Source organism: Bacillus sp. es.034, assembly GCF_002563655.1.
GTDB lineage: Bacteria > Bacillota > Bacilli > Bacillales > Bacillaceae_B > Rossellomorea.
Window position 1 is genome coordinate 1,492,395 of record NZ_PDIY01000001.1, and the last position, 13,349, is coordinate 1,505,743.

The window sequence follows — 13,349 nt, forward strand, 5'->3', positions numbered from 1 at the left end:
TGTACCTGGTACACAATGGTAGGTTTGTACCAGGTACAGCGGAGCCATTATGTACCAGGTACAACGAACGAATACATGAATATACCTAATACAAAAATAACAACCCAACCTTCCACTCCCTACAACTAAAACAAAGCGAGGCAACAATATGAAGCAAGTCATTTTCTACACACGCACCCAATGCGGACTTTGCGAAGACGCAAAAATCACCCTGAAACTGCTTCAGGATGAGATGGGCTTTTCCATTGAAGAAGAGGACATCGATAAAAGCGATGACCTTACGGAACGTTTTGGACTGATGATCCCGGTCGTGGAGCTGGACGGGGAAATCCTTCAGTATGGGCAGATTGATTATTTTACGCTCAGCAAGCGTTTACATGAAAAAACCCGATAGTTTCTAGTTGAATTACGATTCATACCCTGATAAAATGAAACTTGTAAGCAGGGATGAATTTTTTTTGGAGGTAGTGGGACATAATATGTCTATGTGGGACCAAATGAGTCCAACGGATCCACGCACTTCATTTGAAGGAGCTTTTAACTATGGAATCTTTAATTGACATACAAAAGCGATTATTACCTGACCTGCTTGAAATTATGCAAAAAAGGCATCAGATTCTACGTTCCATCCGGTTCATGCAGCCTGTCGGACGCAGAAGTCTTGCTCAGAATATGGGGCTGACGGAACGCGTGTTGAGAAGTGAAGTGGAGTTCCTGAATAACCAAGATCTTATTGATATCAAAACTTCCGGGATGATCATGACGGAAGAAGGCATCCAGCTTTTAGAGAATCTTGAAAGCATGATGAGGGAGATTTCCGGCATCAACGTAATGGAACAGGAATTAAAATCGTTACTTAATCTTCATGAAATTGTAATCGTTCCTGGGAATAGTGATGAGTCTCCTTGGGTAAAAGAGGAATTAGGGCGTGCTTCAGCTGCTAGTATGAAACGCCGACTTAAGGGAAATACTATCATCGCTGTGACTGGAGGTTCGACGATGGCAGCCGTAGCAGAAAGGCTGACACCTGATTTCTCTGACGAAACCTTGTTCGTTCCTGCTCGGGGTGGAATTGGAGAGGATGTTAAGAACCAGGCCAATACCATTTGTGCCAAGATGGCAGAGCACACGGGGACGCGTCATCGTGTTTTATATGTGCCGGATCAGGTTAGTAAAGAAGTATACAAGTCCTTCTTGAAGGAACCGATGATCAAAGAGGTCCTTAATTTGATCAAATCGGCTAACATGGTTCTCCATGGAATTGGGGATGCTATCACAATGGCAGAAAGACGAAAGACCACGGAAGAAGATTTCGAGAAAATCACCGGGGGTCACGCCGTCGGGGAAGCCTTTGGTTATTATTTTGACGAAGCAGGTGAAGTGGTACATAAGGTGCCGACGATCGGCCTGCAATTAGAGGATTTAAGTCACATCGAAAACGTCATCGCCGTCGCTGGCGGCAGCTCGAAGGCGAAAGCGATTCGGGCGTATATGAAGGGTGCTCCTCATAAAACCGTGCTCATCACGGATGAAGGAGCAGCGAGAGAGCTTTTAAAAGGGTAAGCCCTTTTGAAATATAAAAAAATCATCCTTAACTATCTAAAGGAGGAAATTATTCATGGCAACAAAAATTGGTATTAACGGATTTGGACGTATCGGACGTAATGTATTCCGTGCAGCACTTAAAAATAACGACGTAGAGGTAGTAGCAGTTAATGACTTAACTGATGCGAACATGCTTGCTCACCTTTTACAATATGATACTGTTCACGGAACTCTTCAAGAGAAAGTAACTGTTGACGGTGACTACCTTGTAGTTGGCGGTAAGAAAGTAAAAGTATTGGCAGAGCGCGATCCTGCTCAACTTGGTTGGGGAGATCTTGGTGTAGATATCGTTGTTGAATCTACTGGTCGATTCACAAAGCGTGCTGACGCTGCTAAACACATCGAAGCTGGCGCGAAGAAAGTCATCATTTCTGCTCCTGCATCTGATGAAGATATCACAGTTGTTATGGGTGTTAACGAAGACAAATACGACGCGGCTAGCCACGACGTTATCTCTAACGCTTCTTGTACAACAAACTGCTTAGCGCCATTCGCGAAAGTTCTTAACGATAAATTCGGAATCAAGCGTGGAATGATGACAACAATCCACTCTTACACAAACGACCAACAAATCTTGGACTTACCACATAAAGATTACCGTCGTGCACGTGCAGCTGCTGAGAACATGATTCCAACAACTACTGGTGCTGCGAAGGCTGTATCTCTTGTTCTTCCTGAGCTTAAAGGGAAACTTAATGGTGGAGCGGTTCGTGTTCCAACTCCAAACGTTTCTCTAGTAGACCTAGTTGCTGAACTTGATAAGAACGTAACGGCTGAAGATGTGAATGCGGCTCTTAAAGAAGCTGCTGAAGGCGATCTTAAAGGAATCCTTGCTTACAGCGAAGAGCCTTTAGTATCAACTGACTATAACGGCAGCCCGGCTTCTTCTACAATCGACGCACTTTCTACAATGGTTCTAGAAGACAACATGGTAAAGGTTATCTCTTGGTACGATAACGAGAGCGGATACTCTAACCGTGTAGTAGACCTAGCTGGTTATATCGCTTCAAAAGGACTTTAATTCATAAAGTTTTGTAAATTGACATCATTAGCATGGTGATTGATGGATAAATTTTGTCCCACCATCTATAATGAAGATGTGTTGAAGGGGAGCGGGGAAGATTCCCCTCTCCCTTTTCTTATTGTTGTTTCTATTTTTTTGAAAAAGATGTAGAAATTGAAAACTAAAGGAGGCCTTTTACGATGAACAAAAAGTCGATTAAAGATGTCGATGTAAGAGGGAAACGCGTCTTTTGCCGTGTGGACTTCAACGTACCGATGTCTGAAGGCAAGATCACAGATGAAACCCGCATTCAAGCTGCTCTCCCTACGATCAAGTACTTAGTAGATGGCGGAGCGAAGGTCATTCTGGCTAGTCACTTAGGCCGTCCGAAAGGTGAAGTGGTGGAAGAGCTGCGCTTAACACCTGTGGCTGAAAGACTTTCCGAACTTCTTGGAAAAAACGTAGCCAAAGCAGATGAAGCGTATGGTGACGCTGTTCAATCAAAGATCGGTGACATGTCTGAAGGTGACGTTCTTGTACTGGAAAACGTTCGCTTCTACCCTGGTGAAACAAAGAATGACCCTGAGCTTGCGAAAGAATTCGCAGCGCTTGCCGACCTTTATGTGAACGATGCATTCGGAGCTGCTCACCGTGCACACGCTTCTACTGAAGGCGTGGCGAAGCACCTTCCGGCTGTAGCAGGATTACTGATGGAAAAAGAGCTTGACGTATTAGGAAAAGCCCTTTCCAATCCGGAACGCCCATTCACAGCTATCGTCGGTGGAGCAAAGGTAAAAGACAAAATCGGTGTCATTGACAACCTGTTAGATAAAGTGGACAACCTGATCATCGGCGGAGGACTTGCTTACACATTCGTGAAAGCCCAAGGCCATGAGGTAGGGAAATCCCTTCTTGAAGAAGATAAAATTGATTTAGCGAAGCAATTCATGAAAAAAGCAGAAGACAAAGGCGTTAAATTCCTTATGCCTGTTGATGTAGTCGTTGCTGATGACTTCTCAAATGATGCAAATACGAAAGAAGTGGACATCGATTCGATCCCTTCAGATTGGGAAGCACTTGATATCGGACCTAAGACGAGAGCTCTCTTCCAGGATACGATCAAAGACTCTAAGCTTGTGATCTGGAACGGACCGATGGGTGTATTCGAATTAGAAACATTTGCAAATGGAACGAAAGCCGTAGCGGAGGCGTTAGCCGATGCAACAGATACATATTCTGTTATCGGAGGCGGTGACTCTGCAGCAGCTGTTGAGAAATTCGGTTATGCTGACAAGATGAGTCATATTTCTACAGGTGGTGGAGCATCACTCGAATTCATGGAAGGAAAAGAACTTCCGGGAGTAGTGGCTCTTAACGATAAGTAATCGCTTCATCAAAGACCAACATCTTGCTGAACCGATTTGAAAAACAGAAAGGATGAGGACAATGCGTAAACCGATTATTGCAGGTAACTGGAAAATGAACAAAACGCTTGGAGAAGCTAAATCCTTCACTGAAGAAGTAAAAGGACTAGTGCCGGATCAGGAAGTAGTGGATTCTGTCATTTGTTCACCAGCCCTATTTTTAGAAAGCCTTGTGAACTTGACTAAGGATTCTAAAGTGGCTGTAGGTGCTCAAAACATGCACTTTGAAGAAAACGGAGCGTTCACGGGAGAAGTAAGTCCTGTAGCCCTTTCTGACTTAGGAGTACAATATGTCATCCTTGGACACTCAGAACGTCGTGAAATGTTCAATGAAACTGATGAGTCAGTGAACAAGAAGACTCTTGCTGCCTTCAAACACGGTTTAACACCGATCGTTTGTGTAGGTGAAACACTTGAACAACGCGAAAACAACGAAACAAAAGAACTTGTTGGAACTCAAGTGAAAAAAGCACTTGCAGGTCTTTCTGAAGATCAAGTGAAACAAACGGTCATTGCTTATGAGCCAATCTGGGCAATCGGTACTGGTAAATCGTCTACAGCGGGAGATGCGAATGAAGTATGTTCCCATATCCGTCAAGTGGTTGCGGGAGAATTCTCTGAAACAGCTGCAGACTCAGTGCGCATCCAATACGGCGGTAGTGTTAAGCCTGCTAACATCAAGGAATACATGGCTCAATCAGATATCGATGGTGCCCTTGTAGGTGGAGCAAGCCTTGAAGCACAAAGCTTCCTTCAATTGTTAGAAGGTGCTAGTAACAATGAGTAAGTCACCAGTAGCATTAATCATCTTGGACGGCTTTGCCTTCCGTGATGTGAAAGAAGGAAATGCGGTCGCTCAGGCAAACAAGCCGAACTTTGACCGCCTGTGGAATCAATATCCACATAATCAACTGATTGCCTGTGGTGAAGCGGTAGGACTCCCTGAAGGTCAAATGGGGAACTCCGAAGTGGGTCACTTGAATATCGGTGCAGGACGTATCGTGTACCAAAGTTTGACACGCGTGAATTTGGCCATCCGTGAAGGGGAATTCGAACTGAATACCACATTCCTGGATGCCATCAATCATGCAAAAGAAAAAGGCACCAATCTTCATATCTTCGGACTGCTTTCGGATGGCGGAGTGCACAGCCATATCGAGCATCTTTATGCCCTCTTAGGTTTAGCGGCCAAAGAAGGAATGAAAGATGTCTATGTCCATGCCTTCCTTGACGGTCGAGACGTCGGCCCTCAAACGGCGAAGAAGTATATCGAAGACGCTGAAGCGAAAATGAAGGAAATCGGTGTCGGACAATTCGCGACGATTTCAGGCCGTTACTATTCAATGGACCGCGATAAGCGTTGGGAACGAGTGGAGAAATCCTACCGTGCCATGGTGTACGGTGAAGGCCCAAGCTATCATGATCCAATCGAACTGGTAAACGATTCGTATGAAAATGGAATCCATGATGAATTCGTCATTCCATCTGTCATCACGAAAGAAAACGGAGAGCCGGTCGCAACGATCAAAGACGAAGATGCAGTCATTTTCTACAACTTCCGTCCGGACCGCGCCATCCAGATCTCGAATACATTTGCGAATGCAGATTTCCGTTCATTCGATCGCGGGGACAAATTCCCAAAAGATCTTCACTTTGTCTGCCTGACAAGATTCAGTGAAACAGTTGATGGATTTGTTGCATTCAAACCGACAAACCTTGATAACACCCTTGGCGAGGTTCTTTCACAAAACGGACTGAAGCAATTGCGCATCGCCGAGACAGAGAAATATCCACATGTCACGTTCTTTATGAGCGGTGGACGTGAAGCGGAATTCCCTGGAGAGAAACGGATCCTGATCGATTCCCCTAAAGTGGCAACGTATGATTTGAAGCCTGAAATGAGTGCTTACGAAGTGACGGATGCCCTTCTTGAAGAGATTCGTGAAGATCGTCAGGATGCCATCATCCTGAACTTTGCCAACCCTGATATGGTCGGTCACTCAGGTATGCTTGAGCCAACGATCAAAGCAATCGAAACGGTTGATGAGTGTCTTGGCAAAATCATCGACCTCATCACGGAAAAAGGCGGTACCGCCATCATCACGGCAGACCATGGGAATGCCGATGAAGTGGTGACCGAAGAAGGCAAGCCAATGACGGCTCACACGACGAACCCTGTTCCTGTCATCGTGACAAAAGAAGGTATTGAGCTATGTGACGGTGGGAAACTCGGCGACCTTGCCCCAACCATGTTAGATTTATTGAATGTAAACCAACCAGACGAAATGACTGGAACATCATTAATTAAAAAATAAGGAGAGATTCTAAATGCCAATTATTACAGACGTATATGCACGTGAAGTATTGGATTCACGCGGAAACCCAACAATCGAAGTAGAAGTTTACACACAATCAGGTGCTTTCGGGCGCGCACTTGTTCCATCTGGAGCATCAACTGGTGAATACGAAGCAGTTGAACTTCGTGACGGCGACAAAGGCCGCTACCTTGGTAAAGGGGTAGAAAAAGCAGTCGATAACGTAAACAACGAAATCGCTGAAGAAATCATCGGTTACGATGTTACTGAACAAGTAGCCATCGACCAGGCGATGATCGCTCTTGACGGTACAGAAAACAAAGGTAAACTAGGTGCCAACGCAATCCTTGGTGTATCCATGGCTGTTGCACGCGCAGCTGCTGACTTCTTCGGAGTGGAATTATACCAATACCTTGGTGGATTCAACGCGAAGCAGCTTCCAGTACCAATGATGAACATCGTTAATGGTGGAGAGCACGCTGATAACAACGTAGACATCCAGGAATTCATGGTAATGCCTGTAGGAGCTCCTACTTTCAAAGAAGGTCTTCGCATGGGTGCTGAAATCTTCCACAGCCTGAAATCAGTTCTTAAATCAAAAGGATACAACACTGCGGTAGGTGACGAAGGTGGATTCGCTCCAAACCTTAAGTCAAATGAAGAAGCTCTTTCTACAATCATCGAAGCAATCGAAAAAGCAGGCTACAAGCCAGGGGAAGAAGTCCTTCTTGCAATGGACGTAGCAGCTTCTGAAATCTACAACAAAGAAGACGGTAAATATCATCTTTCTGGAGAAGGCGTTGTACGTACTTCAGCAGAAATGGTTGATTGGTACGAAGAAATGTGCAACAAATACCCAATCATCTCGATCGAAGACGGCCTTGACGAAAACGACTGGGATGGTTTCAAACTACTGACTGACCGTATCGGTAACAAGGTTCAATTAGTAGGGGATGACTTATTCGTTACAAACACAACGAAGCTTTCTCAAGGTATCGAGCAAGGTATCGGTAACTCAATTCTGATCAAAGTGAACCAAATCGGTACACTGACTGAAACATTCGACGCAATCGAAATGGCGAAACGCGCTGGTTACACAGCCGTTATCTCTCACCGCTCTGGTGAAACAGAAGACAGCACAATCGCTGACATCGCTGTTGCAACAAACGCTGGTCAAATCAAGACAGGTGCACCATCACGTACAGACCGCGTAGCAAAATACAACCAACTACTTCGCATTGAAGATCAATTGGCTCATACAGCTCAATATCTTGGAGCGAAAACATTCTATAACGTTAATCGCTAATCGCGATTGAAGAGAGGCAGCCCCGTCTTAGGACGGGGCTGTTTTTTTGGTTTGACAGACTGTACCAACTCTTTCCACAATTCAATCAATATTACCTTGTCCAGTCCATCTTCCCTATGGTAAACTAGTAGTAATGTTATGTTCGTATCAGGAGGTGGGACTCATGCACACAATACTCGTCACTTTACTTATTATCGTATCCATAGCACTTATTGCTCTTGTATTACTTCAATCAGGTAAAAGTGCTGGACTTTCAGGGGCCATCTCTGGTGGTGCAGAACAACTTTTCGGGAAACAAAAAGCTCGTGGGATTGACTTAGTACTGCACAGAATCACAATCGTATTATCGGTACTATTCTTCGTACTAACCATCGCCATCGTAGCTATCTAATACGAACCAAAACCTGATCATTAAGGTCAGGTTTTTTTATTTACAAGCGAAATATTGGATTGTCTGTCCATAGTTTGCTAAAAATAAAGTAGAAGAGTGGACTAAACGATCGTTTAGTGGAACGAGGCCTGTAATGGCAAGCTTCTCAGCTATTAATCAAACGTTTGTTTAACAAAAAACCCACCAATATCCGATTACATACGAAAATCATCTAAACAACTGTTTAATAAGACGAAGCCTTTAAAATCAAGGTTTCTGGCTACTAATCAAACGTTTGTTTAAAATGAGATAAAAGGAGTCATTAAGATGAAAACTGTATTACCAAAACCATTTACATTCGAAGCGGGTCCAAGAGCCGTTTTGCTGCTCCACGGATTCACGGGGAATTCAGCAGACGTCCGAATGCTTGGACGCTTCTTGGAAAAGAAGGGCTATTCCTCTCACGCCCCCCACTATAAAGGACACGGTGTCCCACCGGAAGAATTGGTCCACACGGGTCCTGAAGATTGGTGGAGGGATGTCATGGAAGGCTACGAGCATTTAAAGAGCAAGGGGTACGAGGAGATTGCGGTTGCAGGCCTTTCTCTCGGAGGGGTATTTTCTCTTAAATTAGGTTACACTGTACCTGTAAAGGGTATTGTCCCTATGTGTGCACCAATGTATATAAAAAGTGAAGATGTGATGTATAAAGGGGTTGTCGATTACGCCCGTGAATTTAAAAAGTTTGAAGGAAAACCGGAAGACCAAATTGAAAAAGAAATAGAAGAGTTTAAGAAAACGCCGATGAATACATTGAAGTCCCTGCAGGAATTGATTGCAGATGTGCGTGAAAACGTGGACATGATCTATTCACCGACGTTTGTTGTACAGGCAAGGCATGATCATATGATCAATACGGATTCTGCGAATATCATTTACAACAACGTGGAGTCGGATGAGAAAGAGATCAAGTGGTACGAAGAGTCCGGTCATGTCATTACATTGGATAAAGAAAAAGAACAGCTTCATGAAGACGTCTACGATTTCTTGGAGAAATTGGATTGGACGGTTTGATGAATTCGATGATCAGGAGGGATTGTCATGGACGAAAATATTAAAGAGCATGTGGACAGGCTGCTTTCCTATATGAAGGAAGAGGCATACAAGCCATTGACGGTGCAGGAGCTTGAAGAAGCATTCGGAATTGAAGGGTCCACGAACTTCAAGGATTTTGTCAAAGCACTTGTCGTAATGGAAGAAAAGGGCCTCGTCGTACGAACAAGAAGCAATCGCTACGGCCTGCCTGAAAAAATGAATCTGGTAAGAGGGAAAGTATCCGCTCATGCGAAAGGATTTGCGTTTGTGATACCGGAAGAATCCGGTATGGATGATATCTTCATCCCTCCGAACGAAACAAATAACGCCATGCATGGCGATATTGTATTAGTAAGAGTGTCAACCTCTTCCTCAGGTTCAAGAAGAGAAGGGACCGTCGTCCGGATCGTCGAACGCGGTGTCGATCAAATGGTCGGTACGTTCACGGAAAGCAAGCATTTCGGTTTTGTCATCCCTGATGATAAGAAATTTGCCAGTGATATCTTCATTCCGAAATCTGCCCAGATGGGAGCGGCTGAAGGACATAAGGTCGTCGTAAAGTTGACGTCTTATCCTGAGGGACGCAAGAGTGCTGAAGGAGAAGTCATCGAAATCCTCGGTCATAAAAATGATCCGGGAGTCGATATTCTTTCCATCATCCATAAGCACGGGATTGACGTTGAATTTCCTGAAGAGGTCATGGATCAGGCAAACAAGGTACCAAGTGAAATCGACGAATCGGAAATCCCGAACCGGAAAGATCTCCGCGATCAGACCATCGTCACGATCGATGGCGCAGACGCCAAAGATCTAGATGACGCCGTAACCGTGACGAAACTGGACAACGGGAACTACAAGCTTGGAGTACATATTGCAGACGTCACGTACTATGTCAAAGAGAGCTCCCCGATCGATCAGGAAGCATTCGATAGAGGGACGTCAGTCTATCTCGTAGACCGGGTCATCCCGATGATTCCGCATCGTTTATCCAACGGGATTTGTTCCCTTAATCCAAAAGTGGATCGTTTGACGTTATCGTGTGACATGGAAATTTCACCCGAAGGCGATGTCGTCAAACACGAAATCTTCCAGAGTGTCATTAAGACGACCGAGCGAATGACCTATTCTGATGTAAACAAGATCCTTGTCGATAAAGACGAAGAGCTCCGCACGAAATATAAGCCTTTGGTACCGATGTTCGAGGAGATGGAGGACCTGGCTCAGGTTCTTCGTACCAAACGGATGAAGCGCGGGGCCATCGACTTTGATTTCAAAGAAGCGAAAGTGCTGGTGAATGAGGAAGGGGAACCGTCGGATGTCGTCCTTCGTGAGCGTTCAGTGGCAGAGAAACTGATCGAAGAATTCATGCTGGTCGCCAATGAGACGGTTGCCGAGCATTTCCACTGGATGGAAGTGCCATTCATCTACCGAATTCATGAAGATCCGAAAGAAGATAAGCTTCAGCGCTTCTTCGAATTCATCACCAATTTCGGTTTGATTGTAAAAGGAACAGCTAATAGCATCCATCCCCGTGCCCTTCAGGAAATAGTCGAAGACGTACAGGGTGAACCGGAAGAAATGGTCGTTTCGACGATGATGCTCCGTTCCATGCAGCAGGCGAAATACGACCCTGAAAGCCTTGGGCACTTTGGACTGGCGACTGAGTTCTATACTCATTTCACATCCCCGATCCGTCGTTATCCTGACTTGATCGTTCACCGTTTGATCAGAACGTACTTGATCGAGGGGAAAGTGGATCAGTCCACCCGGGATAAATGGGGTTCTCAAATGGGTCACATCGCTGAGCATACATCCAGCCGTGAGCGCCGTGCAGTGGACGCAGAGCGTGAAACCGATGAACTGAAAAAAGCAGAGTACATGGAAGACAAAGTGGGAGAAGAATACGACGGAATCATCAGCTCCGTTACGAATTTCGGACTGTTCGTCGAATTGCCGAACACCATCGAAGGACTTGTCCATGTGAGTTATATGACAGACGACTACTACAGATTTGATGAGCGTCATCTCGCCATGATCGGTGAAAGAACCGCAAATGTGTTCAGAATCGGTGATGAAATCACGGTACGTGTCGTAAGCGTCAATAAAGATGAGCGCGCCATCGATTTTGAAATCGTAGGCATGAAGGGCACCCGTAAAGAGCGCGAAAACCGTGTCCGTTCGATCCGTTCAGATAGTGGTAAATCAGATCGCTCGAAATCGAATCAATCTTCATCCCGTAAAAAGGACGGGGAATGGTCAACGCGTAAACCGAACAATAAGAAGAAAAAGACGAATAAGAAACACTTTGAAAATGCACCTCGAAGCAAACGTAAAAAGAAGAAATAAAGGTTCAGGAGCAATGGGACATCCTTTGCTCCTTTTCTTTTCAGAGTGTAACGATACAATTTTTCTTGAAAATATGAGATAATAATGAGTAAACTGATGGAGATGACTAGGGGGATTCCAATGCCAAAGGGAGAAGGCAAGCTTATTGCCCAAAATAAAAAAGCAAGGCATGACTATGCCGTAGAAGAGACATATGAAGCAGGTCTTGTACTTCAAGGGACTGAAATCAAAGCGATCCGGGGAGGCCGGGTGAACTTGAAGGATTCCTTTGCACGTGTTCAAAACGGGGAAATCTTCGTACACAACATGCATATCAGTCCGTATGAGCAGGGAAATCGTTTTAATCATGAACCGCTCAGGACACGTAAATTATTGCTTCACAAAAAGCAAATCAATAAACTGATCGGTGATTCAAAAGAAGCTGGTTATTCCATCGTGCCTTTGAAGCTATACATCAAAAATGGTGTAGCGAAGCTTCTGATCGGGATGGCACGCGGTAAGAAGAAGTATGATAAACGAGAAGATTTGAAGCGTAAAGAAGCGAATCGTTCCATCCAAAGAGAACTGGCTCAGCGCCAAAAAGGGATGTAACACTACAGATTTCCGGAATCTGGCATTTGCAATTATCTCAGGATTTGTTATACTAGTAGATGTCGCAAGGAAATTAAGCGGCAGCAAGAACAATTGAATAAGTGACTTACACGCTGAACTTATTCTTTCCCGTTCTTCCCTTTCTATCATGGGGACGTTACGGATTCGACAGGGATAGTTCGAGCTTAGGTCGCGAGCCGTAGGGGTCGTCTACGTTAAAACGCCAAAGCCAATAATAACTGGCAAAACTAACAATAACCTAGCTTTAGCTGCGTAATAGCACTTTAGCTGTTCCTCCCTCCATCGCCTATGTGGTAGGGTAAGGGACTCACTCTTAGTAGGCTACGCCGGAGTCCACCGTCTGAGGACAAAGGAAGAGACCAATCAGACTAGCTGCACGGACGCCCGTCGATAGGCAGAAGCTGTAGCGAACTTGCGAATATATCGACTACGCTCGTAGACGCTTAAGTGGCGATGTTTCTGGACGTGGGTTCGATTCCCACCGTCTCCACCAAATACATATTTGGTGGTTTTTTATTTGGGTTTTTATCGAGATTCCTTTCCTATATTTTTATTAAGTTAGCCATGTTCCAGTTTTAAAAGGAACATGGCTTTTTGGTGTTTTAGATATAAAAATATCCTAAATCCGTTTAAACGTATTCTAACAGGATATAGTAAAAGTGTATCCAATAACCAAATTCATTAGGAGGAATGAAAAATGTCACATGAAAAGTATCAATCAGCCATTAAAGCACTACACGATTGCATGGAAGCCTGTAACCACTGTTTCGATTCCTGCTTAAAAGAAGATGATATAAACATGATGAAAGGATGCATCCGGTTAGATCGTGAATGCGCGGATATGTGTTCATACTTAGAACAATCCTTAGTGAGAGGGACACCATTTGCAGCGGAACTCGCCCAGGTGTGTGCGAAGATTTGTGAAGCATGCGGCGAAGAGTGTAAGAAACATGATCATGATCATTGTCAAAAATGTGCGGATGCCTGCTTCAACTGTGCAGAAGAGTGTAAAAAAATCGCCTAACAGGAATAATGGTCACCGAGAGAGTGTGATCACCAGCTAAACAAACATAAAGAGATGATCCTTTATCGGGATCATTTTTTTTTGACTCATTTTACGAAAGGGGTCTTTTACTAAAATAAATGAGTTTATAGAATACCACCAGTGGTACAGAATAAAAAACAGGGATCAAGAGCAACAGCCCATTTTTACATTTCGTCGAATCAATTCTGTTGACTAAAATCGATTACAGTTGTAAACTATAAATATAAA

General features: G+C 44.4%; 12 protein-coding genes and 1 other RNA gene. All 13 read left to right on the forward strand.

Annotation, left to right across the window (positions count from 1 at the left end):
* The first annotated feature begins 148 nt into the window (after positions 1 to 148).
* The 13 genes from ATG71_RS07525 (at position 149) to ATG71_RS07585 (ending at position 13,100) form a co-directional block, all read left to right on the forward strand.
* Positions 149 to 394 carry a glutaredoxin family protein gene (locus ATG71_RS07525; RefSeq protein ID WP_061809793.1) on the forward strand — a complete coding sequence of 82 codons (246 nt, stop codon included), beginning with the start codon at positions 149 to 151 and terminating at the stop codon, positions 392 to 394.
* A 149-nt stretch (positions 395 to 543) separates the two neighbouring features.
* A complete protein-coding gene (locus tag ATG71_RS07530; protein WP_098439085.1) occupies positions 544 to 1,563 on the forward strand; it encodes a sugar-binding transcriptional regulator in 1,020 nt (339 codons plus the stop codon).
* Between the two features lie 55 nt (positions 1,564 to 1,618).
* Entirely contained in the window at positions 1,619 to 2,626 is a 1,008-nt protein-coding gene (gene gap / locus ATG71_RS07535; RefSeq protein WP_044338275.1) for a type I glyceraldehyde-3-phosphate dehydrogenase, read from the forward strand.
* A 182-nt stretch (positions 2,627 to 2,808) separates the two neighbouring features.
* Positions 2,809 to 3,993 carry a phosphoglycerate kinase gene (locus ATG71_RS07540; RefSeq protein ID WP_098439086.1) on the forward strand — a complete coding sequence of 395 codons (1,185 nt, stop codon included), beginning with the start codon at positions 2,809 to 2,811 and terminating at the stop codon, positions 3,991 to 3,993.
* A 61-nt stretch (positions 3,994 to 4,054) separates the two neighbouring features.
* Positions 4,055 to 4,819: a triose-phosphate isomerase gene (gene tpiA, locus ATG71_RS07545; protein ID WP_098439087.1), complete on the forward strand. Its 765-nt coding sequence runs from the start codon at positions 4,055 to 4,057 to the stop codon at positions 4,817 to 4,819.
* Complete coding sequence (gpmI, locus tag ATG71_RS07550) at positions 4,812 to 6,347, forward strand: 2,3-bisphosphoglycerate-independent phosphoglycerate mutase (RefSeq protein ID WP_098439088.1); 1,536 nt, start codon at positions 4,812 to 4,814, stop codon at positions 6,345 to 6,347. The genes tpiA and gpmI overlap by 8 nt, the downstream gene beginning before the upstream one ends.
* Before the next feature lie 13 nt (positions 6,348 to 6,360).
* Positions 6,361 to 7,653 carry a phosphopyruvate hydratase gene (eno, locus tag ATG71_RS07555; RefSeq protein ID WP_098439089.1) on the forward strand — a complete coding sequence of 431 codons (1,293 nt, stop codon included), beginning with the start codon at positions 6,361 to 6,363 and terminating at the stop codon, positions 7,651 to 7,653.
* Between the two features lie 163 nt (positions 7,654 to 7,816).
* Entirely contained in the window at positions 7,817 to 8,044 is a 228-nt protein-coding gene (gene secG, locus ATG71_RS07560; RefSeq protein ID WP_060672588.1) for a preprotein translocase subunit SecG, read from the forward strand.
* 306 nt (positions 8,045 to 8,350) lie between these two features.
* On the forward strand, positions 8,351 to 9,097 hold the full coding sequence (locus ATG71_RS07565) for an alpha/beta hydrolase (RefSeq protein ID WP_098439090.1): 747 nt from the start codon (positions 8,351 to 8,353) through the stop codon (positions 9,095 to 9,097).
* Between the two features lie 27 nt (positions 9,098 to 9,124).
* A complete protein-coding gene (gene rnr, locus ATG71_RS07570; protein WP_098439091.1) occupies positions 9,125 to 11,464 on the forward strand; it encodes a ribonuclease R in 2,340 nt (779 codons plus the stop codon).
* 120 nt (positions 11,465 to 11,584) lie between these two features.
* Positions 11,585 to 12,055, forward strand: coding sequence for an SsrA-binding protein SmpB (gene smpB, locus ATG71_RS07575; RefSeq protein ID WP_098439092.1), 471 nt, complete (start codon positions 11,585 to 11,587; stop codon positions 12,053 to 12,055).
* A gap of 150 nt (positions 12,056 to 12,205) precedes the next feature.
* Positions 12,206 to 12,569, forward strand: a transfer-messenger RNA (tmRNA) gene (gene ssrA / locus ATG71_RS07580).
* A 204-nt stretch (positions 12,570 to 12,773) separates the two neighbouring features.
* The gene (locus ATG71_RS07585) at positions 12,774 to 13,100 is read left to right on the forward strand and encodes a four-helix bundle copper-binding protein (protein ID WP_098439093.1); all 327 of its coding nucleotides are present in this window, start codon (positions 12,774 to 12,776) and stop codon (positions 13,098 to 13,100) included.
* Positions 13,101 to 13,349: the final 249 nt, after the last annotated feature.